This window comes from Facklamia sp. P13069 (genome assembly GCF_050409405.1).
In the GTDB taxonomy this organism is placed as follows: Bacteria; Bacillota; Bacilli; order Lactobacillales; family Aerococcaceae; genus Facklamia.
This window is the reverse complement of record NZ_JBNUPN010000010.1, coordinates 40,478-62,077: the sequence shown is the minus strand read 5'-3', so window position 1 is coordinate 62,077 and position 21,600 is coordinate 40,478. Positions and strand designations below refer to the sequence as shown.

The following is a 21,600-nucleotide window of genomic DNA, read 5'->3' as shown; positions in this document are numbered from 1 at the left end:
AAAGTAAAAAATAGAGTTGAGGCCTTCGGCCATCAACCCTATAAATTATAGAACCCTTTTATTATGAAAACTAATAAATCCAAGTTTTTGATTACTGAAAACAATAATTAAAAAGGCTATAATAGGACTATCATAAAAGGAAGTGGGGAGATATAAATGATAGATAAAGAAAAAATGAATGAATTAGAAATATGTGGTGGATGAAACGCTAAAATTGGACCAGGCAGTTTGTCTGAAATTTTAGAAGGATTACCCAAGCAATTTGATGGTAATTTACTAGTAGGTTATGATTCTAGTGATGATGCAGCAGTTTACCAAGTTTCACCGGATGTTGCAGTTATTCAAACAACTGATTTCTTCCCTTCAATGGTCAAAGATCCATATGTTTTTGGTCAAATATCAGCAACCAATGCTTTATCGGATGTTTATTCAATGGGAGGAAAAGTGATTACGGCACTCAACATAGTAGCTTATCCTGATGACAGTCAACCGCTCGAAAATTTAGCTGAAATTCTACGTGGGGGAGCTGAAAAAGTCTTAGAAGCTGGAGGAGTTCTAGCGGGAGGACATACGATTCGTCAATCCACACCGCTATATGGTTTAGCAGTAGCAGGAGTTGTGCATCCTGATAAAATAATTACCAACAATGGTGCAAAAGCTGGCGATGCTATCATTGCGACTAAAAAATTGGGAGTAGGCATTGTAACCACTGCACATAACAAAGGATTAATTGATGAAAAGGCTTTTGATGAAGCAATTGAATTAATGACAACTTTGAATAAGTATGCAGCTGAAGTCATGTTGGATTATCAAGCTACCGCATGTACAGATATAACTGGCTTTGGCATTTTAGGTCATTTGATGGAGATGTGTGATGAGCAGTTGACGGCAGAAATATTTGCCGATAAAATACCAATTATTGAAGGTGCCTACCAAGCAGCTAAAGAACATTTAACCACTGGTGGTGCCAAACGTAACCGCGCTCATTATGCTAAGAATATTGATTTTCAAATTGAGGATTCAACCATGGAGGAAGTGCTATTTGATCCACAGACCTCAGGAGGCTTATTAATAACAGTTCCTGAAGATCAGCTAGAAGCAATTTTAGTGGCTTATAAAGAAAAATCCATTCAAGCCGCTCATATTGGTTATATGGTTGAAAAAAAAGACAAGGCAATTGTGGTAAAATAAGTGAAGTTTAGGAGGAAATAATTTGACTGATTACATTGTAGTTATTGCAAGTGACAAACTAGGAGAAGGTAATAATGATCTAGGTCGTACACTAATTAAATCGTTTATTAGTGTATTAGCTCAAGAAGAAGAACTACCAAAAGAAATTTTATTATACAATGGTGGAGTAACCTTAGCAGCAGAAGGTGCTGACACCGTCGAAGATTTACAAACGCTCCTTGACAAAGGGGTTGCAGTTAAAGCTTGTGGGACTTGTGTTTCGTTCTACGAATTAAAAGACAAGCTTGCGGTCGGTGAAGAAACCAATATGCGCTATATTCTTGAACAATTAAGATCTTATGACCGAGTTGTAAGACCCTAGTTAGTTGATAAGAAAGGAATTACTTAATGAAAAATGTCGTTTTAGGAACGGCAGGCCATATTGATCATGGAAAGACCACGCTCATCAAAGCCTTAACAGGTATCGAAACAGATACTTCTAAGGAAGAGAAGCAGCGTGGCCTTTCTATCAATTTAGGCTTTGCTTATATTGATTTAAATAATGGGGAACGAGTTGGTATAGTAGATGTTCCCGGACACGAAAAGTTCATCAAAAACATGTTAGCAGGTGCGGCCGGTATTGATCTAGTAATGCTAGTGATTGATGTGAACGAAGGCATAATGCCGCAAACTAAAGAACATGTTTCTGTCCTTAACTTGTTAGGTATTAAAGATTTCATCATTGTCTTAACAAAGGTAGCGGATGCAGATGAAGAGCTTAAACTACTAGTTTACGAAGATATTCGTGAACAATTTGAAGGAACGCCATTGGAAGACGCACCTATCGTTGAAACGGACGCTATTTCAGGCATTGGTATTGAAAAAGTAAAGGCCTTACTGGCTGAAAAGGTTGAGAAGATTCAACGGGATAATGAATCCTTACCGGCACGCTTAAATGTTGATCGCGCTTTTTCTGTTAAAGGATTTGGGACTGTCGTAACAGGCACTCTAATTGATGGTTCTATTCGAGTAGGTGACGATTTAACGATTTATCCATCTGGCATACCAACTCGGATCCGTACAATTCAAATTCACGAACAAGATCAAGAAGAGGCGCATGCTGGCAATCGGACCGCTATCAACTTAACCAAGGTCGACCTTGATCAAATTGGTCGTGGCGATGTCCTAAGTGCAGCGCCTTTAGAGTCTTCATATATGTTGGACACCAAGGTGCAATGTCTTAAAGATGCCAGCCAACCGATGGAACTTTGGGATAGAGTACATGTGCATATTGGAACGCGTGAAGTTATTGGTAGACTTGTACCCTTAGGCGTTGAAAAAGTTCAACCGGGACAGACAGCTTTTATGCAAATACGTTTAGAAGAACAAATTGCTGTAAAGAAAGGCGATCGTTTTATTTTAAGAAATTATTCACCTGTAATTACAATCGGAGGGGGCGAGGTTCTCGATCCTACCCCTAAGAAACATAAACGTTACAATCAAGATGTCATTGAGTCATTAGAAGTACTAGAATCAGGCACTATGTCAGATGTGTTATTGGATTTCTTATCCCATCGTTCTGCCGGCTTTACATCCATTAAAGAAATGGCTGACTATCTGAATGAAGAAATGCGTACAATTGAAGAATATGTGAAAGAGATGGTCGAAGCCGGCGACTTAATGAAATTTGGCCAGTTCTATATGGCCCGAGTTTCATTTGATGCCATTCAAAAAGAAATGGAAGAAACATTATCAGAATTTCACCAGGTGAATAATATGATTGCTGGTATGTCCTTAGAAGAATTCCGTTCACGCTTTAATAAAATTGCACCTAAGGAGCTGAATGCAATCATTCAAACCATAGTTGGTCAGGGCCACTTTGTAATTGAGGGCGATTTAATTCGCTTAGTTGACCACTCGATTGCTATTACGCCAGCTCAAGCGAAAGCAAGAAAAGCTATTGAAGCAAAATTAGCTGAAACCCCTTTCGCACCGCCACTTTTTGAAGAAGTGGTTGGTAAAGATAAAAACATGCGAGAAGTTTATAGGTTGATGCGTAAACAAAATGAATTTTACCGTTTGGATAAGCAAACTGAGATTCACGTTTCTTACTATAATGAAGCGCTCAAAAGGTTGAGAGATTTCCTTAAAGAACATGATACAATTGCCTTGGCAGATTTTAGAAACCTTTTAGGAACTAGTCGTAAATACACTCTCTTACTGTTAGAGGATTTCGATAAGCGTGGGATAACCATAAGAAATGAGGATGTACGTGTAATGAACCCTAAATATCTGCAAAAGATTGAGGAGGCTTTCATTTAATGAAACATTTATTATCATCACTACCAAAAGTTGATAGAGTTCTACAAGATGAACGTATTAGAAAATGGACCGAAAAATTAGATCCAGCTTATGTTAAAGAAAGTATTCAAAAACAAATTGACTTTATCAGGCAAGGTGTCTTAAGTGGGGAGATTACTGAGGCTAGTTCATTAGAGTTTGAAAGTGTGATAAAACATATTGAAGAAGCTTTAGCTAAAAGACTGAATCCCTCTCTTAAACCAGTAATTAATGCCACCGGAACAGTTTTACATACCAATTTAGGACGGGCGCCTTTATCTCAAACAGTTATTGATGCTCTTGTTGATTTAGGGCCCAATTACTCCAACTTAGAGTATGATTTAGAAGAGGGCAGACGTGGCTCTAGATACACTCACTTAAAAGATGTATTGAAACAAATAACAGGTGCAGAGGATGCGTTAGTAGTTAATAATAATGCTGCAGCAGTACTTTTAATGCTTTCAGCCCTAACAGAAGCTAAAGAAGTGGTTATATCTCGTGGTGAGTTGGTTGAAATTGGCGGCTCATTTAGGATACCTGATGTGATAACCCGTGGAGGAGCCCTGCTCCATGAAGTAGGATCTACTAACAAAACACACCTTAGTGATTATAAAGCTGCTATCAATGAAGAGACCGGAGCTTTGTTAAGAGTCCATACATCCAATTATCATTTAGTTGGCTTTACTGAAAAAGTGGATGATCAAGAACTAGTAGACTTGGCTCATGAACACAGTCTTCTTGCATTAAACGATTTAGGTTCAGGCCTATTTATGGATATGCAAACATTTGGTCTGCCTTATGAACCAACGGTTCAAGAAGCCATTCAAGCGGGATACGATGTAGTAACTTTCTCTGGCGATAAGTTACTAGGTGGGCCGCAAGCAGGGGTTATAGTTGGTAAAAAAGAATTGTTAGATAAGATGCGTGCCCACCCATTAACTCGTGCTTTACGAACTGACAAGCTAACGCTTGCAGCCTTGGAAGTGACCATGCGACAATATTTAAATCCAGAACTGGCCTTTAGCAAAATACCAGTCTTACAAATGATTAGCCAAGATCGTGAACAATTACTTAAAAAGGCTCAAAAATTCCAACAAGCCATTGGGGAATTAGCCGGTTCTTGGCAAGTAGATTTGATAGAAGGACAATCGCAAGTAGGGGGAGGATCATACCCTGGATCAACACTATCAACCATCTTGGTTCAAGTCGACCACCGAAAGTTGTCGGCAAGTCAAATTGAATCTTACCTAAGGAGTCAAGATAAGCCAGTTATAGCACGTGTTCAGCAAAATCATGTACAATTTGATGTTCGCACACTTTCTTTAGCAGACATGGAGCAAATCATTAGTTATTTAAAACAATTGTAAATAAAAGAATAAGGTTTAAGATTGAAGACCAAGAGGCGACAACATAAATTACGCCAACACCCAGTAAAAATCCGTCCCCGCTGTGGTAACAGTGTTAGGGACGGATTTTTGTCATGTATAATAAAAAGAAAACGGGTGATTTCCATGACGTCAGTCAATGCAGACAGTAAACATTTGAAGGGTTTTTGCCTGCAGTCTTAAAGTTTATGCTTTATCTTTTTCTTTAAATAAGAAGTTTATGCAATGATATTGTTTATCTATTAAACGTTCCCATGAGTATTGCATTATTAAATCATATATATGAGGATCGATGGCTTGTTGCGACTGTAATCGATTTATTTGTAAAATAATAGATTGACTTAAGTTTGCAATAAATTCTGGGATATCTTCTTGATGTGCTTTATCTTGGTCAACAATGCGTGGAAGCGGAACATATTCAATCCATTGAGATTGGTTAATCTCATCAGCTAAGAAATTCTTTAAAGGGGCTAATTCAGAAACTACTGTACGCAAACCACAAGCCATGGCTTCTAAACAAATAGTTGCTAAACCTTCATAATATGATGGCAGAATAAAAATATCAGATTTTTTCATCCAACTGGCTAATTCTAATTGAGGAAGTGCTGAAAGAAAGTGAATATCTTCTATTCCATAAGAAGAGACAATTGTTTTTAATTCTTTAATTTCACTAGGATCGCCGTTACCAATTAGTAACAGTTGGCTTTGAGGAAAAGATTTTTTGACTTTTTCAAAAGCTAGAACTAATTCAAAGACACCCTTAGAACGAGTGATTTTACCAGCATAGATTAAATTTATTGAAGACTGCTTAGACTTTCGTGAACCTTCTAGATTAAAAATGGCAGAATTAAAACCATTGCCGGTAACTATAATTTTTTCAGCATCAATTTGAAACTCCTCGATTAAATTGTCACGATCATCTTGAGTTAAAGAAAAAATCAAAGCCAGCCGGTTCATATTACCCAAATAGCGTGTTTTTAAATGAGGGTGGCGTCTAGCTTGCCGAATATCCGTCCCATGACTGATACCAATCACCGGAATTTCAGGAAAAGTATCTAGCACCAAAGAAGTTAAGTACCAAAGATGATGGGTTAAGATAATATCCGGTTGAAATTCTTCTTTTGCTTGCATTAATCTTTTAATAAAAGCTTGTTGCCATTGTTCAGTCTGCTGATCTGTTAATTGAGAATAAATAGAATTTTGATAAGGCATCACATCTGACATACCGACAATTGAGAAGGGGAGTTCATTGGATTGGAAATGAACAGGGTAACAATTATCTGTTTGCAATAATTCTTTAAAAGGGGGTTGAGTGGCGTAGATAATGCCATTATCTATGCCTTTATCTTTTAAGCCCGTGATTAAATTTTGAAAATAAATGCCAGAACCTGTTTGAGCAGGTAGCTGGGCTAAAACATGTAAGACCTTCATGGAAAAACCTCCTAAATCTGTCATTATTATAGCTTAAAATTGATACACATGCTTATTAAAAAATTATTTATTATAAATTTAAATAAATGCTTAAAGCTTGCTGTTAAAGTGTTTTTGGAGGGTGGATTTAGTGAATAATGAATAAAACGTAATCGTTTATAAATTGGTTTGACAAATATGAAAGCTAGGGTTATACTACAGTCATAGTAGTGATATATTGTTGTTGCGAACATTTTATTTCGAATATCTTAGGAGGTAACATTATGTCAATGGATAATAAAAAATTATTGATCATTGGAGACCGTGACGGTATTCCAGGACAAGCAATCGAAGCTAGTTTAGAAGGTAAACCAGTTGAGATTTTAATGTCATCAACAGAGTGCTTCGTTTGAACGGCTGCAGGAGCCATGGATTTGGAAAACCAACGTCGTATTAAAGAAGCTGCTGAAAAACACGGTGCAGAAAATCTTGTTGTAATCTTAGGTGGGGCTGAAGCAGAATCTGCTGGTCTAGCAGCTGAAACAGTTACCAACGGAGACCCAACTTATGCGGGTGCTTTAACAAACACACCTCTAGGTTTAGCTGTATACCATGCAACTGAACCTGAGTTCAAAGAATACGCTGATCCAGACATTTACGATGAACAAATCGGTATGATGGAAATGGTATTAGATGTTGATTCAATCGCTGAAGAAATGAAATCAATTCGCGATCAATTTTCTAAATATTCAGTATAATTTTTAAAAATTATATCTAAAAGGAGGGCCAGTAAAAGCAGTTTGCTTATGCTGGCTTTTTTATTCAGAGAGTTCTAAAGACTTGCTTTTTTAACAGATATGTGAAATAATATACAATATAAACTAACCATAAAAAAGGAGAATGCAAATGACTCTTCCAGTATTGAAAGGTGCAGCTTATACTCTAGCACATACACCTAATATGTTAATTCATAATGGTACGACTCAAACTACTGAGCGCATCACTACTCCAGATTCTGAATATCTTAAGAATCTAGATAAACATTTACGTAGTTACGAAGAGGTTCTAACAGACCCTAATAACCAAACGTATATTAATAATATGCATTATTCTGAATTGAAAAAAATTGAAGAACCACGTTTCAAAACTAAAGCTGAAGGTGGACGTTACTCAAAACGTGGCGAAATTATGCCAGAGATTGAATTTTACGGACTACTTTCAATCGTAGACGTATTTGACTTAGTATATCTTGAAGAAGGATTTGCTGCTAAGGTAAAAGAAGTTATGGCAGAAAATGAAATCTTTAAAGATGATGTGGACAAGATTAAAAACACCGAATCGGCTGAATGGTTACAAAAACATATCGATGAGTATGAAGCTGAGGGACTATATTATGAAGGTGAATTAGTCGGCGTGGTTTCACGTGCCCACGATATTGACCCTAACTTAAATGCTCATATCATGCTAGAAAACTTAGTTAACAAAGCTTCAGGTGTTTTATCTTTACGCCACTTATTACGAGATACTGAAGATATCAATGCTGAAGACATTGAATATGTGATTGAGGCATCAGAAGAAGCAATCGGCGACATGAACCAGCGTGGTGGGGGTAACATGGCTAAAGCTATTGCAGAGCTTTGCGGTCTAAAAAATGCTTCAGGATCTGACTTACGTGCTTTCTGTGGGGCACCAACACATGCCTTGATCAGTGCAGCTTCATTAGTAAGAGCTGGAACATATAAAGCAGTAGCGGTTGTTGCCGGAGGTTCTACTGCTAAATTAGGTATGAATGGTAAATCTCATTATGAAAAAGATATGCCATTATTAGAGGATTCAGTAGCTGGTGTGGCCTACTTAATTTCTCAAAACGATGGAAAGAGCCCAGTGATCCGTACAGATGTTACTGGACGTCATACTGTTTCATCTGGTTCTTCACCTCAAGCGGTTATGACTGCTTTGGTAGGAGATCCTTTAGATAAAGCAGGCTTAACTATTCCAGATGTTGATATTTTCTCAGTTGAAATGCAAAACCCAGATATTACTAAATCTGCTGGTGCTGGAGATGTGCCAACTGCTAACCTTAAGATGATTGGTGCGGTAGGAGTATTACGTAAAGAATTAGAACGTGCTGATTTAGCTAACTTTGTTGCAGAAAAAGGAATTCCTGGTTGGGCACCAACTCAAGGTCATATTCCTTCAGGAGCTCCTTACCTAGGATTCGCTTATGACGATATGACAAGTGATTCAGGTATTAATCGGGCAATGATCGTTGGTAAGGGTTCATTATTCTTAGGACGTATGACTAACTTATTTGACGGGGTATCAATAATTATTGAACGTAACTCAGGAGAAGTTGAAACAGCTGTTGACGGCGACTTGAAAGAAGTTGTTAAAGCAGAAGTTGCTAAGGCATTACGCCAATTTGCTGAAAACTTTTCATCAGAAGAAGAATAGAGGTGAGCAATACGCATGTCTAACCAAGTGAATCAAGCAATTAAAGATGTTATAAACGAATTAGCTCATACGTTAGAGAGCGGTCAAGTTGGACCATCTATTAAGATTGGTCTAACCATCAATGGCTCTGAACTAGGGTTTGATGTTATGCGTGAAGCAGCTGCTCTGGCAAAATCAGAAGGTCTATTTGAAGTCGTTCTGATTGGTGAAAAATTAGACTGGACTGAAGAATACGAACATTATGAAGCTAATGATGAATCAGCGGTTGAAGAAACGCTTGAAAAATTATTAAATGATGGAACTATTCATGGGGCAGTAACACTTCACCATACATTCCCGATTGGTGTATCAACTGTAGGCCGTGTAATTTCACCTGCTTTAGGGCGTGAAATGTTCATTGCTACAACTACTGGTACTACAGCTACTGTCCGTACAGAAGCAATGGTCTTAAACGCTATTAATGGTATCGCAGTGGCTAAAGCCAAAGGAATTCAAAACCCAACAGTTGGAATTGTGAACGTTGACGGAGCTAATACTGTTGAACGTGCTTTAAGACAATTACAAGAAAAAGGCTATGATATTACATTTGGCGAGTCTGCTCGTTCAGATGGTGGCGTAGTTTTACGTGGTAATGACTTGTTATTGGGTTCTGCAGACGTAATGGTTTGTGATTCTTTAACAGGTAATATCTTAATGAAACTATTCGGATCATACACTTCAGGTGGTACTTACGAAACAACTGGATTCGGATATGGTCCAGGTGTTGGAGATGGATACGACCATATTATTAATATCGTATCACGTGCTTCAGGAGCACCTGTTATTGCCAATGCATTAAAATATGCTTTCCAAATGGCTAAAGGTAAATTAACGACTGTAGCTAAGCAAGAATATGAATCTGCTAAAAAAGCAGGTCTTAAGGATGTTCGTGAAGGACTTCAACCTAAGGCTACTGTAGCTGAGGAAGAAATTAAAGCACCAGCTAAAGAAGTAGTTACAGCTCAAATTAACGGAATTGATGTATTAGACCTTGAAGATGCTGTTAAAGCATTATGGAAAGAAGGTATTTACGCTGAATCAGGGATGGGATGTTCAGGTCCTATCGTAATGATTAGTGGCGCAAATGCTAAGAAAGCCAATGAAATTGTTAAAGAAAAAGGTTATATGTAAACACTTTACATAAGTAATTAAAACGGGACTGAGCAAAAAGTCCTAAAAACAGTGGCGAATCATTAAACATGAGATTCGCCACTGTTTTTGTCGTTTAATGAATAAGAATAGTGAATACCAAGCCCAAAATGTCGGGAAGTTTGTAAATAATGGGGTGATTGTGTGAGATTCATAGTCATTGTAAGGAGACTCCGGTCATTTTTTATCCCTTTTCTCCCTTGAGCTTTATTCTTCGCACAATAAAATTGCGACCAAATACTATCTCAGCATCAAACTAGGATTGAGCGTAAATGTTAGGAATGCTAATCAGCATCGGCTTCTAGCTTCGTGCCATCAGTAAATAAACTTTATCTTGGAAGAGATGGTGGTCATTTAAGACGAAAGTACCGACTGATTAATGGCGCTTCCTGATCCATAGGAATATCAAAGTTTAAATGAAGTAGAATAATATATTTAGCTACGGTTTAATTTTTATCCATAAAAGCCCCTTTTTATCGGCATCCTAGCTGTTAATTACTATTATGTATAGTATGCAAGAATTATTATTTTAATCAAAACAGCAAAAATCAGCGAGCCTAAGCACTCTGGCTCGCTGATTTTTATGTTGTATTGAGGACTTTTAGCCCAGTCTCCCAGACTGAAGCCAGGGTCTCGATTAAGTTATCCTCAAATGAGGTTTAAGCTTTATTCGAGTAATTCTTTAAGTTTTTCTTCTAAATAGTCCTTAAGCTTTTTACCTTCTATGAGTACCGTTTCGAAATCTGTGAAATCAATACCAAGTTTGAAGAAATTAATTGTCAGTGTATCACCATCAATTTGATCCACGATGTCGTATGCAGGAACAAAATTAATTTTTATTTCTTCATACTTTGTGTCTCCTGAAAAAGTTTCTTTCATTTCATCGACATTTAAAGTTTTAACAGTAGGGAGGGTGAGTTCGACATTTCCAGGATCATCAGCAAAGAATTTGTTGGATTGATAGAATTCTAATTCTTTTTTAGTTGCTTCATTGACTGGTTCATAGTTAATAACGGCCGATAAAACTTTTCTTACTGAGTTTGAATCGAATCCCTCAGTATAGATAACTTCCATTTCTGGACGATTGGCTATATCTAAAAAGTAAGAATCGGTTAATTTTTCACGACGAGCAGCTGTTTGCCAAAAGAAGTCCATTAATTCGATGGTTTCAAAATTAATTTTAATCGTTTTTAACATGTTCATTCTCCTTAATTAACAATTTACACCCATAATTATAACAGATATAAGAACTGAATAAATAGCTGATACTAGAAAATAGATATACTTTGTAAAAAATCTGAAGCTATAAGATTTCTACTTGTTTCAAATTTATATTATTTTTTTCAGCAACCGTTAGTAACACTTCCTTTAAATGAGGTTCAGATCTCCAAGACATTCCACAACCTGCTGAAAGTTCTCGAGGAATCATAACCAGACGACCTTTAATATTAGCGGCTTTAAATTGTGCTTCAGCAGCTATGGCATCAGTTGTAGAATCAAATGTTAAATACAAATATTTATTTTTAGTCATATTAAACCTTCTTTCTAAAACAATAAGATAGCTTAATGTTTCTAACTGATATTAATTATAATGGATAATTATTTATAATTCTAACAATTTAAGTTAAATAATACTAATAAATCCATAAACATGTGATCTTGTTCACAAAATTATAATGATGTTATAATAAGATTATATGAATCGGTAACTTAGGAAATTCAAAATGGAGGAAATATGAAAAAGCTTATATTTTTAGGGCATTCTATTCTCTCATTTTATAAGAAAGAAAGTATGGGAGACTGGAAGATTATTAACGTATCTCAACAAGGTATTATTGCTAAAGAGGGCCTGCAGATGGCTAAAAAAATTGCTAATGAATTAGTTGAAAGTGATGCAGTTCTTATTATGTTTGGAATTAATGAACTTTATTATCAAATGAAAAAAGAGTCTATTATTACCTATTTGACACAATTATTAGTTTTTATTAGTGAATTGAACCCTAAAATAAGAATAGTCCTTTCTGAAATTATTCAAACCGATGAAACCGAAAGGCTAAAACCAGAAAAAATCACTTGGGTAAATCAAGAACTTAGAAAACTATCAAAAAGATTTCAAATAAAATTATTAACATGGGAACGAGTTTATGACTCAAACGGTAAGATTTCGGATAGATATACTATTGATGGTATCCATTTAACGAAAGAAGGCTATGCAATTTTTGAAGATAACTTACTCCAATTGTTAAATTAGAGTCTAAATCACTCATATTTTACAAGTTATCTATTCCAATATATTGTTCACTAATCTAATAAATTTTTTTAAACTTGTTAGAGTTTTAGGTGATTTTTATATTGATTTTATAAACAGAACACATTTGGAAAATATACTTTATTGGGGAATTTTGTTGTAAATTTTTTTTGTTTTTGTTATAATGTTCACAAGAACTAAGGAGAGTGCGGCCAAGTTTTGGCTTTGTTCTTAACATTTAGAAAAGTCCGATGTAATCGTTCTTAGTTAAATGGCAAGCACTGGCGTCTAGAGGTGAAACCATGAAAATCATATCGAATAATCCAAAAGTGAATGAAACTATCGACCAATGTCCAATCATTTTTATTGATGGGGACTATGGTGATGTTCTTTATGAGACTAAAAAGCTCGTTATTAATGAACATTATGTGTTGTTGACTCATCCACTGAGTGGTTCAATCAAACCGAACGAAACTTTCTACAAATCAATAATTATCACTACTACTAAACAATCACAAATCGATCTAGAAAGTCTCGAGATAATTGAACAAGCCATCGCAGTTTATGAAAAATTCATCAAGGACCGAGCAACTCCAAATTGGCTAGATTCAGTCTTGGAGGATTTTGCCACGATCGATTTAGATTTAATGGAGAGTACCCTTCAGCGTATTCATTTTTCACCAGAATTACGCTTTAACTAACTCCTGAATTTAGAAAATAACAATAGAGGTGATTGAATGAAACTTGAATTAGGTAAAATTCAAATTAACGATGTAAAACTTGCAGATTCATCTAAAGTAGAAGGCAATGTTTTATACATCAATGAAGAAGAAATTAAAAATATCGTTTTAGAAGACGATCATATTGCTAATGTTTCAATCGAAATTGCAAAACCTGGTGAGTCAGTACGTATTACACCTATTAAAGATGTTATTGAGCCACGTGGTAAAGTAGATTCAACATCAGAAGTTTTCCCAGGTGTAGTCAGCAAAGTTGATCGCGTTGGGGAAGGCCGTACTCATGTATTAAAAGGTTGTGCGGTCGCTACAGTTGGTAAAATTGTAGGATTTCAAGAAGGTATTGTTGATATGCAAGGGCCTGGTGCTGAATTAACACCATTCTCCCAATTAATCAACATCTGTTTAGTGGTTGAGCCAGCTGAAGGTGTAAAAACATACGCTTATGAGCAAGCAGTTCGTGAAGCTGGATTGAAAGTTGCTAAGCATTTAGGAACATTAGCTGCAGCAACAGAAGCAGACGAAGTGGTAACTTATGAAACAAAACCACTATTGGAACAAATTTCAGAATATCCTGATCTTCCAAAAGTTGGTTATGTATACATGTTACAAACTCAAGGGTTATTACATGATACTTATGTTTATGGAACTGATGCTAAGCATATTGTTCCTTCAATTTTATATCCTACAGAAGTAATGGATGGAGCAGTTATTTCTGGTAACTGTGTGTCTGCATGTGATAAGAATACTACTTACCACCACTTAAACAATCCGATCATTGAGGATCTTTATGAGCGTCATGGTAAAGATATCAACTTTATGGGAGTTATCATCACAAACGAAGCTGTATATTTAAATGATAAGAAACGTTCATCTGATTGGACATCTAAATTATGTTCATTCCTAGGTTTAGATGGTGTAATTGTTTCTCAAGAAGGATTCGGTAACCCTGATACTGACTTGATCATGAATACTAAGAAGATTGAAGCTGAAGGCGTTAAAACAGTAATTGTTACTGATGAGTACGCTGGACGCGATGGAGCTTCTCAAGGATTAGCAGACGCTGATAAATCTGCAAACGCAGTTGTAACAGGTGGAAATGCCAATGAAGTAGTTGTTTTACCTCCAATGGATAAAGTTATCGGAACATTAGATTATGTTGATACAATTGCCGGCGGATTTGACGGAAGCTTACGTGAAAATGGCGAAATTGAAGTTGAAATTCAAGCAATTACTGGTGCTACAAACGAATTAGGCTTCAACAAACGCACAGCTCGTGGCGTATAATTATTAAATAAGGAGGTAAAACCATGACAAAAAAACGTGTAGTTCATTACATTAATCAATTCTACGCTGGTATCGGTGGAGAAGAAAAAGCTGATACAAAACCATTCAAACAAGATGGTGTTGTAGGACCAGGTGTTGGAATCAATGGTGCAATTGCTGAAAATGGAGAAATCGTTGGAACTGTGGTATGTGGTGACTCATACTTTAATGAAAATACAGATGCTATTAATGAAGTAATTGAAATGATTAAGTCATTCGAACCAGATTTAGTAATCACTGGACCTGCATTTAACGCTGGACGATACGGTGTAGCTGCTGGAGCTGTTGCAACTGCAGTTATGCAAGAATTGAATGTACCAGCTGTTGCCGGTATGTATGAAGAGAACCCTGGTGTTGACATGTATAAGAAAGTGCCTTACATTGTTAAGACTGGTAACTCTGCTGCAACAATGCGTAAAGCAATTCCTGCAATTGCAAATGTTGTTAACAAAATCTTGACAGACCAAGAATTAGACCCAATTACTGACGAATACTTTGAGCGTCACCGTAAAAACTTCTTTACAGAAGATCGCGGTTCTAAACGTGCAGTGGATATGTTAGTTAAGAAATTAGCTGGTGAAGAATTCACTACTGAATTCCCAATGCCTGATTTTGATAATGTAGAACCAGGAAAAGCAATTAAAGACTTAACCAAAGCTAAAATTGCGATTGTTACTTCAGGTGGTATTGTTCCATTTGGTAACCCTGACCATATTGAATCCTCTTCAGCTTCTAAATATGGTCGTTATGACATCTCTGGTGTTGAAGACCTTAAAGAAGGCGAATATGAAACAGCTCACGGTGGTTATGACCCAGTTTATGCTAACCAAGATTCAGATCGTGTTATTCCAGTGGATGTTTTACGTGAAAAAGAACGTAATGGAGAAATTGGCGAATTACATAACTATTTCTATACTACTGTAGGTAATGGTACTTCAGTTGCATCATCAAAAGCATTTGCTTCTGAAATTGCTAAGGACTTAGTAGACCATAATGTAGATGCAGTTATTCTAACCTCCACTTGAGGTACTTGTACTCGTTGCGGAGCAACAATGGTAAAAGAAATCGAAAAAACAGGTTTACCTGTAGTACATATGGCAACTGTAACACCTATCTCATTAACAGTAGGTGCTAACCGTATCGTTCCTGCAATTGCTATTCCTCACCCACTAGGTAATCCTTCATTATCAATGGAAGAAGAATACAAATTACGCACTCACTTAGTAGACAAAGCTTTGAAAGCTTTAACTACCGAAGTTACAGAACAAACTGTTTTTGAAGACTAATTAATCTTCATTATAAAGGGGCTAGGATAAAAGGTTTTCTCAGTCGCCTCAAAACTTACAGCGAGCCTAGATTGGAAAGTTACTTTCCAAACTAGGCTCGCTGCTTTGCGTATTTACGTAGATTATAGAACTGAAAAAGTCCGATTAACGATTGTATCGTTGACCGGACTTTTTTTAAGGCTTTTGTCCCAACCCTTTTTTGAAACAATAGGAGTTATGAGGATTTTAATAGATGCTTGTCCTGTGAAGGCTGAAGCCATTCAAATAGCTCAGCTTATAAGATTAAGGTCTTTGTTATAACGACAATAGATTATTTTCAAATAGAATATATGATTCTGATTTGTTAGAGACCATCTATATTGAAGCAGCTGCAGATACGATTAATTATTTTTTCCCAATGCTAAAAAGCTAATATTATAATTACTCAAGATTATGGCATAACTTCTTTATTATTTTCAAAATATCGCGTGAATTATCATTCTGACAGATTATATATTGAATATAATAGAGACCATCTTTTCTTCAAAAGACATTTAGGACAAAATGCGGAAAGCTGGTAAAAGAATCAAGGGGCCTAGCAAGTATAATCCAATGGATTGTAAAGAATTTATTTATAATCTTGCCAATTTAATTACGAATAGTGAGCATTAAATTCTAAAGAAGAGTAAGAGACTGCTATAATGAGACAAAGGAGTGATTTTATGCCAAAAGTATATAAAGAAGATTTTGCTTATCCAGTAGAAGCAAATCGTTATCGTCTTGTGTTTAGTTTTCCATGTCCTTATGCTCAAAGGGCTGATATTGCTAGAAGATTACTAGGTTTGGATAAAGTAGTTAGTCTAGCTATCGCTAGTCCAATAAAAACTAGTAAAGTATGGGATTTTTCTAATGAAACTGGAGGCAAAGATGCGATTTTAGAAGTTGAATATGTTTCGGAACTTTATAAAAATACTGATCCAGAATATGAGGGTCCTTTTTCTGTACCTGCATTAATTGATATTAAAACTAAGACAGTGGTTAACTCTGAGTCACTAGATATTTTAAGAGACTTTACAACCCGTTTTAAACCTTTTCATGCTGACAATGCTCCAGATCTTTATCCAGAAAATTTGAGATCAGAGATTGATAGTTGGATCCAAAAAATAATTGATGAAGTATTGGGAGGAGCAAATCGTGCGGGATATACTCGCTCTCAAGAAGAATTTGATCAAAATGCAGAGGCTTACTTTAAAGTATTAGCCGAGTTAGATCAACATTTCGCTGAGAATCAGTTTTTATTAGGTGATCAATTGACTGAAGCCGATTTAATATTATATACCCCTTTAATCCGTCATGATTTACTTTATATGCCAATCTATGGCTTATTCCATCATTCATTGCGCGATTACCCTAATTTATGGCGCTATATGAAACAACTTTATCAAATGCCAGCCTTCAAAGCCACTACTAGCTTTAGAGACTATCAAATTGGACAATATTCTGGAAGAACAGGACGTATTTTTTTCCGCAGAGAAGTAGTTCCAATGCTACCAGATCTTTCACATTGGGAGAAATAAAATATAAAAAAATTAACTATTCCTCTTGCTTTTATTCCGAATTCGAGATAAAATACATATGTTCAGTAAAATAACTACTAGAACAAATACATATAAAAAGGATGATTAAATATGACTAAACTAGGTGTAATTGTAGGATCAACTCGGAAAAATTCTTTTTCTAAACAATGGGCAGATAATATTGTGACTTTATACCCTGAGGGAACAGAAGTAGAGTTTTTAGATATTGCAAACTTACCTCTTTATAACCAAGATTTGGATGAAAATTCACCACAAGCCTACACTGATTTCCGTGAAGCAGTGAAACGCCAAGATCTGATTTTATTCGTAACTCCAGAGCATAACCGTACAATCTCAGCAGCATTAAAAAATGCATTAGACGTTGCTTCTCGTCCATGGGGACAATCTGTATGGAATGGCAAACCAGCTTTAATTGCGTCCCATTCAATTTCTGCTATGGGTGGCTCAATAGCCAATAAAGATTTGGTTAAGATTCTTTCATTTTTAAATATGCCAACAGTGGGACAACCTGAGGTTATGTTACCAAGTTCAGCTAATTTATTGAACGATGGTAAAGCTCCTCAAGATACCTTAGACTTCTTACAAACTGCTGTAGATGCACACTTAAATTTATTAAAATAAGTTCGTTTTTCGAATTATAAAGCATGAAGGATAGTAGTGATTGACTAATATGACTAATTACAGTATACTTAATTGAGTAGAGAGTAATAAAATATTTAAAAGCTTAATTCATTATCATAATTAATCCTTTTCTTTATCTTATGTAACATCTGCAAAAAAATCGCGCTCAGCGCAAGGAGGATTTCATTTATGAATAATGGAACAGTAAAATGGTTTAACTCAGAAAAAGGTTTTGGCTTTATTGAACAAGAAAATGGTGAAGATGTATTCGTGCATTTCTCAGCTATTAATAACGAAGGCTTCAAGACTTTAGAAGAGGGCCAAAAAGTAACTTTTGATGTTGAATCAGGAGAACGTGGCTTACAAGCTAGTAATGTGTCAGTTGTAGCATAATCTTAAATATAAACATTCAAACGACAAACTTTTGGTTTGTCGTTTCTTTTTTTGCTAGATTTTAGAAGAGATCGTTAAAAAAATTAGCCCAACACCTCCTTTTAGTGTTCACACTAAAATGTAAATTTACATTTATGATTGTAAACGCTTCGAAATTGAGGTATATTATATATGATAAATAAAAAGGAGTGAAAAATATGTATCCATATTTACAAAGACTGGGACGTTCATTAATGTTACCAGTTGCGGTACTACCTGTTGCTGCCTTAATGCTAGGGATCGGCTATGCAATTGACTCTCAAGGTGGGAACCAGTTCAGTGCTTTATTGATGACTGCTGGAGATACCATTCTCAGTAATTTAGGCATTCTATTTGCTTTGGGTGTTGCTTTAGGTATGTCTAACGATCGAGATGGGTCAAGTGCCTTATCAGGTTTAGTCGCATTTTTAATGGTTACTACATTACTGAAACCGGATAAATTAACAGATATTGTCAATATTCCTTTAGAAGAATTATCCTATTCTTTTGAAAAAATAGATAATGCTTTTATCGGAATTATATCCGGTCTTACCGCTTCATCACTTTATAATAAATTCTCAAAAACTAGATTACCTGATGCATTTGCTTTCTTCTCTGGGCGTCGAATGGTTCCCATTTTGACTTCAATTGCTATGATTTTTGTTTCAGGATTATTATATTTTATCTGGCCACCTGTTTATGAAGGGCTAGTAGGCTTTGGAGAATGGATTTCAGGGATGGGCTGGTTCGGAGCAGCCTTATATGGTTTCTTCAACCGTCTACTAATTCCTACCGGTTTACACCATGCTTTAAATGCTGTTTTCTGGTTCGACTTAATAGGTATTAATGATATCGGTAATTTCTGGGCATCTGTAGGTGAAAAGGGTGTTACAGGAATGTATCAAGCTGGCTTCTTCCCGGTTATGATGTTTGGTTTACCAGCTGCTGGTTTAGCGATCTATCGTAAGGCTGATCCTCGCTACCGTAAAGAAGTAGGGTCCTTATACTTAGCAGGCGCAGTCACAGCTTTTGTTACAGGTGTTACTGAACCCATTGAATTTTCGTTTATGTTTATAGCCCCAGTTCTTTATTTTGCTCATGCTATTTTATCAATGCTATCTTTAGGATTTGCTGCCTTTATGCAATGGACAGCTGGTTTTGGCTTTTCTGCCGGAGCAATCGACTTTATTTTATCTTCACAAATTCCAATAGCGAACAAGCCCTTTATGTTAATATTACAAGGCTTAGTTTTCGCCGGTCTATATTATTTGGTCTTCTCTTTCTTAATTGAAAAATTGGATATTGCTTCACCAGGAAGAAAAGGTCCTTTGTCTTTAGACTTTGATGCTGGAAGTGGGCGAAAAGGTTCATTACCTGAAAAGGATTCTAAAGAATTAAAGGATTCAAAAGCCGAAAAAGAATACCAACAAGCTCGCCGCATTCTTGAAGCTTTAGGTGGTAAAGACAATATTGAAAACTTTACCAATTGCGCGACACGACTTCGCTTGAATGTTAAAGACACCTCAGTAATTGACCAAGAAAAAATAAAATCTTCTGGCGCTGCGGGTGTTAAGATCATGGGAGAAAATGCAGCCCACGTAATTATTGGAACGAATGTTCAATTTGTGGCAGATGCTTTACATGATGTTATGGACGAAGAATAATAAGTTAGATATAAATCGAGTAGGAGGCTAGCCATTAGTTGACTAGCCTCCTACTTGATTGGTGGTAACTTCCTTCAGGGGATAAGTTGAGTTATAATAATATCTAGTAAAATGTTATGAAAGATTGAGGGAGATATGGATTTAGCACTCATCATTTTTAAGCAATTAATTATACTGATTTCCATAGCGGTGATTGGGTTTAGTTTAGTTAAAAAAGAACTTCTGACGCAAACGACCATTAGTCAATTGAATACGGTAATTGTTAAATATTTGACCCCTTTGATAATTATCGAAGCTTTTTTTAAGCCGATTCAGCAAGACCTTATGACTCAGTTTTTCTTAGCAATGATTATTTATATTATTTTTCTGTTAATGAGGATCTACGTAGGGCATTGGTATTTTGGGAAAAATGAGGATGGGGTATCCAAGTTTGCAACAGTCTTTGGTAATGTTGGTTTTATTGGTATTCCTCTGACCTTAGCAGTTTTCGAACCTTCCTATGTCATGATTACCACAGGCTTATTTCTAGTTACAAATTTCTTTTCTTGGACACTTGGTTTAAAAATGATTAGAGCCAAAGAAAAAGAACCAAAAATAACATTCTCTGCTCGTCCAATTCTGTTTGCTTTTCTGATAGGAGTAGTCATTCAAGTTTTTAAGATCTCTGTTCCATCGGTTGTATCCGAAGGGATTCATCAATTAAATCAGGTTTATTCCCCGATTGCTATGATTATTCTAGGTGCTTATTTTGAAGACATTGCTACTTTATCTGACTATCTTGATTGGAAATTGTGGAAAATAGCTAGCATAAAGCTTATTATTTGGCCTTTAATTAATTTGATTATGCTATTGTTCATCCCTGGTTTAACCTTTGAAAGTTTTTTTATTTTAGTAATGATACTAGCTGGACCTTCTGCTATGATGACAGCTCTTTTAAGTCAAATTGTAGGTGGTGATTATTTAAGTGGAGCAAAAATTGTTTTACTGACAACAATGTGTTCACTTGTTACCATTCCTTTAATACTCAATTTAGCTACATGGCTTTTTGAAAACTATTATCTATTTTCTTAGGAGGAATCACGTGGATAAAAAATTATTAGCAACCAATTTAGCAAGTGTACTCGAAGACATTTCGACCTATCCGACTCATATGGTGGCGATTACTAAATTTGTGGATGCTGAAACGACGAGAGAGTTATATAATTTAGGCGTTCGAGATATGGGCGAAAATCGCTCGGATAAATTCTTAGCAAAACTAGAAGCTTTGAATGATATTGCATCAGAAATTACTTGGCACTTTGTTGGTCACCTCCAATCTCGTCAAGTGAAATTGATTATTAATCAGATCGATTATTTACATTCACTGGATCGATTATCATTAGCCAAAGAAATTCAAAAAAGAGCAGATCGGACAGTAAAATGCTTTCTACAAGTCAATGTTTCAGGTGAAGAGACGAAAGGCGGATTTGATCCGGATCGTGTCATAGAGGCGGTAGAAGCCATTAAAGACTATAACAAAATTGAAATAGTTGGTTTAATGACGATGGCGCCGATTGATGCCAGCGAAACGGAACTTCATCATTATTTTGCCGAATTAAAAGAATTACAAGTATTAATACTTGGCAAGAATTATCCATGGGCTCCTTGTGGAGAGCTAAGTATGGGGATGTCACGGGACTATCGCATCGCCTTAGAAGAAGGAGCGACTTACATTCGAGTGGGCAGTGCCTTGTATGATCAAAAATAAATATTTTTAAAGAGGAGTTTAAACGATCGTTTAAAC

Annotated in this window: 20 protein-coding genes; 17 read left to right on the top strand and 3 right to left on the bottom strand. The window is 36.0% G+C overall.

Annotated features, from left to right (window positions below):
- Nucleotides 1–213: 213 nt before the first annotated feature.
- Genes selD through selA form a run of 4 tightly spaced genes read left to right on the top strand, consistent with a single transcriptional unit; the run spans nucleotide 214 to nucleotide 4,877 of the window.
- On the top strand, nucleotides 214–1,191 hold the full coding sequence (gene selD / locus ACQV2T_RS04480) for a selenide, water dikinase SelD (RefSeq protein WP_428873009.1): 978 nt from the start codon (nucleotides 214–216) through the stop codon (nucleotides 1,189–1,191).
- 22 nt (nucleotides 1,192–1,213) lie between these two features.
- On the top strand, nucleotides 1,214–1,552 hold the full coding sequence (gene yedF / locus ACQV2T_RS04475) for a sulfurtransferase-like selenium metabolism protein YedF (protein ID WP_428872808.1): 339 nt from the start codon (nucleotides 1,214–1,216) through the stop codon (nucleotides 1,550–1,552).
- 26 nt (nucleotides 1,553–1,578) lie between these two features.
- Nucleotides 1,579–3,492, top strand: coding sequence for a selenocysteine-specific translation elongation factor (selB, locus tag ACQV2T_RS04470; RefSeq protein WP_428891651.1), 1,914 nt, complete (start codon nucleotides 1,579–1,581; stop codon nucleotides 3,490–3,492).
- On the top strand, nucleotides 3,492–4,877 hold the full coding sequence (selA, locus tag ACQV2T_RS04465; RefSeq protein WP_428872810.1) for an L-seryl-tRNA(Sec) selenium transferase: 1,386 nt from the start codon (nucleotides 3,492–3,494) through the stop codon (nucleotides 4,875–4,877). Before selB ends, selA begins: the two co-directional genes overlap by 1 nt.
- Before the next feature lie 204 nt (nucleotides 4,878–5,081).
- Here the strand turns inward: selA and ACQV2T_RS04460 are convergent, their stop codons facing one another.
- A complete protein-coding gene (locus tag ACQV2T_RS04460) occupies nucleotides 5,082–6,326 on the bottom strand; it encodes a glycosyltransferase family 4 protein (RefSeq protein WP_428872811.1) in 1,245 nt (414 codons plus the stop codon).
- Nucleotides 6,327–6,589: 263 nt separating this feature from the next.
- Between ACQV2T_RS04460 and grdA the strand changes: the two genes are divergently transcribed.
- From grdA to grdD, 3 genes are all read left to right on the top strand, one after another.
- Complete coding sequence (grdA, locus tag ACQV2T_RS04455; protein ID WP_258435592.1) at nucleotides 6,590–7,063, top strand: glycine/sarcosine/betaine reductase complex selenoprotein A; 474 nt, start codon at nucleotides 6,590–6,592, stop codon at nucleotides 7,061–7,063.
- A gap of 148 nt (nucleotides 7,064–7,211) precedes the next feature.
- Nucleotides 7,212–8,759, top strand: coding sequence for a glycine/sarcosine/betaine reductase complex component C subunit beta (grdC, locus tag ACQV2T_RS04450; RefSeq protein WP_428875758.1), 1,548 nt, complete (start codon nucleotides 7,212–7,214; stop codon nucleotides 8,757–8,759).
- 15 nt (nucleotides 8,760–8,774) lie between these two features.
- Nucleotides 8,775–9,929, top strand: a complete 1,155-nt coding sequence (gene grdD / locus ACQV2T_RS04445; protein WP_428874629.1) for a glycine/sarcosine/betaine reductase complex component C subunit alpha — start codon at nucleotides 8,775–8,777, stop codon at nucleotides 9,927–9,929.
- 684 nt (nucleotides 9,930–10,613) lie between these two features.
- On the opposite strand, the gene ACQV2T_RS04440 is transcribed toward grdD, so the two are convergent.
- Together ACQV2T_RS04440 and ACQV2T_RS04435 are read right to left on the bottom strand one after the other, a co-directional pair.
- Nucleotides 10,614–11,144, bottom strand: coding sequence for a hypothetical protein (locus tag ACQV2T_RS04440; protein WP_428881684.1), 531 nt, complete (start codon nucleotides 11,142–11,144; stop codon nucleotides 10,614–10,616).
- A 106-nt stretch (nucleotides 11,145–11,250) separates the two neighbouring features.
- A complete protein-coding gene (locus tag ACQV2T_RS04435; RefSeq protein WP_428872815.1) occupies nucleotides 11,251–11,478 on the bottom strand; it encodes a DUF3343 domain-containing protein in 228 nt (75 codons plus the stop codon).
- A 204-nt stretch (nucleotides 11,479–11,682) separates the two neighbouring features.
- Here ACQV2T_RS04435 and ACQV2T_RS04430 point away from each other — a divergent pair, with 204 nt between their 5' ends.
- The 10 genes from ACQV2T_RS04430 to ACQV2T_RS04385 all read left to right on the top strand — a co-directional run bounded on the left by ACQV2T_RS04430 (nucleotide 11,683) and on the right by ACQV2T_RS04385 (nucleotide 21,564).
- Nucleotides 11,683–12,198, top strand: coding sequence for an SGNH/GDSL hydrolase family protein (locus ACQV2T_RS04430; RefSeq protein WP_428891650.1), 516 nt, complete (start codon nucleotides 11,683–11,685; stop codon nucleotides 12,196–12,198).
- 299 nt (nucleotides 12,199–12,497) lie between these two features.
- Complete coding sequence (locus ACQV2T_RS04425; RefSeq protein WP_428872818.1) at nucleotides 12,498–12,896, top strand: GrdX family protein; 399 nt, start codon at nucleotides 12,498–12,500, stop codon at nucleotides 12,894–12,896.
- A 36-nt stretch (nucleotides 12,897–12,932) separates the two neighbouring features.
- Nucleotides 12,933–14,219 (top strand): glycine/sarcosine/betaine reductase component B subunit, encoded by a 1,287-nt coding sequence (locus tag ACQV2T_RS04420; RefSeq protein WP_428872819.1) that lies wholly within the window; start codon nucleotides 12,933–12,935, stop codon nucleotides 14,217–14,219.
- A gap of 23 nt (nucleotides 14,220–14,242) precedes the next feature.
- Nucleotides 14,243–15,544 carry a glycine reductase complex selenoprotein B gene (grdB, locus tag ACQV2T_RS04415; RefSeq protein WP_428874630.1) on the top strand — a complete coding sequence of 434 codons (1,302 nt, stop codon included), beginning with the start codon at nucleotides 14,243–14,245 and terminating at the stop codon, nucleotides 15,542–15,544.
- Between the two features lie 701 nt (nucleotides 15,545–16,245).
- On the top strand, nucleotides 16,246–17,100 hold the full coding sequence (locus ACQV2T_RS04410; RefSeq protein WP_428874631.1) for a glutathione S-transferase C-terminal domain-containing protein: 855 nt from the start codon (nucleotides 16,246–16,248) through the stop codon (nucleotides 17,098–17,100).
- Between the two features lie 111 nt (nucleotides 17,101–17,211).
- Nucleotides 17,212–17,742 carry an NADPH-dependent FMN reductase gene (locus tag ACQV2T_RS04405; RefSeq protein ID WP_428872823.1) on the top strand — a complete coding sequence of 177 codons (531 nt, stop codon included), beginning with the start codon at nucleotides 17,212–17,214 and terminating at the stop codon, nucleotides 17,740–17,742.
- Nucleotides 17,743–17,931: 189 nt separating this feature from the next.
- Nucleotides 17,932–18,135, top strand: a complete 204-nt coding sequence (locus tag ACQV2T_RS04400; protein WP_258435605.1) for a cold-shock protein — start codon at nucleotides 17,932–17,934, stop codon at nucleotides 18,133–18,135.
- A 197-nt stretch (nucleotides 18,136–18,332) separates the two neighbouring features.
- A complete protein-coding gene (gene nagE / locus ACQV2T_RS04395) occupies nucleotides 18,333–19,817 on the top strand; it encodes an N-acetylglucosamine-specific PTS transporter subunit IIBC (protein WP_428872824.1) in 1,485 nt (494 codons plus the stop codon).
- Nucleotides 19,818–19,952: 135 nt separating this feature from the next.
- Nucleotides 19,953–20,888, top strand: coding sequence for an AEC family transporter (locus ACQV2T_RS04390; RefSeq protein ID WP_428872826.1), 936 nt, complete (start codon nucleotides 19,953–19,955; stop codon nucleotides 20,886–20,888).
- A 10-nt stretch (nucleotides 20,889–20,898) separates the two neighbouring features.
- A complete protein-coding gene (locus ACQV2T_RS04385) occupies nucleotides 20,899–21,564 on the top strand; it encodes a YggS family pyridoxal phosphate-dependent enzyme (protein ID WP_428875756.1) in 666 nt (221 codons plus the stop codon).
- Nucleotides 21,565–21,600: the final 36 nt, after the last annotated feature.

What these genes read in the sequence shown, in the direction of transcription:
- selB (WP_428891651.1), top strand. Translation starts at nt 1,579, where the DNA reads ATGAAAAATGTCGTTTTAGGAACGGCAGGCCATATTGATCATGGAAAG.
- selA (WP_428872810.1), top strand. Translation starts at nt 3,492, where the DNA reads ATGAAACATTTATTATCATCACTACCAAAAGTTGATAGAGTTCTACAA.
- ACQV2T_RS04460 (WP_428872811.1), bottom strand. Translation starts at nt 6,326, where the DNA reads ATGAAGGTCTTACATGTTTTAGCCCAGCTACCTGCTCAAACAGGTTCT.
- grdC (WP_428875758.1), top strand. Translation starts at nt 7,212, where the DNA reads ATGACTCTTCCAGTATTGAAAGGTGCAGCTTATACTCTAGCACATACA.
- grdD (WP_428874629.1), top strand. Translation starts at nt 8,775, where the DNA reads ATGTCTAACCAAGTGAATCAAGCAATTAAAGATGTTATAAACGAATTA.
- ACQV2T_RS04440 (WP_428881684.1), bottom strand. Translation starts at nt 11,144, where the DNA reads ATGTTAAAAACGATTAAAATTAATTTTGAAACCATCGAATTAATGGAC.
- ACQV2T_RS04435 (WP_428872815.1), bottom strand. Translation starts at nt 11,478, where the DNA reads ATGACTAAAAATAAATATTTGTATTTAACATTTGATTCTACAACTGAT.
- ACQV2T_RS04430 (WP_428891650.1), top strand. Translation starts at nt 11,683, where the DNA reads ATGAAAAAGCTTATATTTTTAGGGCATTCTATTCTCTCATTTTATAAG.
- ACQV2T_RS04425 (WP_428872818.1), top strand. Translation starts at nt 12,498, where the DNA reads ATGAAAATCATATCGAATAATCCAAAAGTGAATGAAACTATCGACCAA.
- ACQV2T_RS04420 (WP_428872819.1), top strand. Translation starts at nt 12,933, where the DNA reads ATGAAACTTGAATTAGGTAAAATTCAAATTAACGATGTAAAACTTGCA.
- ACQV2T_RS04410 (WP_428874631.1), top strand. Translation starts at nt 16,246, where the DNA reads ATGCCAAAAGTATATAAAGAAGATTTTGCTTATCCAGTAGAAGCAAAT.
- ACQV2T_RS04405 (WP_428872823.1), top strand. Translation starts at nt 17,212, where the DNA reads ATGACTAAACTAGGTGTAATTGTAGGATCAACTCGGAAAAATTCTTTT.
- ACQV2T_RS04400 (WP_258435605.1), top strand. Translation starts at nt 17,932, where the DNA reads ATGAATAATGGAACAGTAAAATGGTTTAACTCAGAAAAAGGTTTTGGC.
- nagE (WP_428872824.1), top strand. Translation starts at nt 18,333, where the DNA reads ATGTATCCATATTTACAAAGACTGGGACGTTCATTAATGTTACCAGTT.
- ACQV2T_RS04390 (WP_428872826.1), top strand. Translation starts at nt 19,953, where the DNA reads ATGGATTTAGCACTCATCATTTTTAAGCAATTAATTATACTGATTTCC.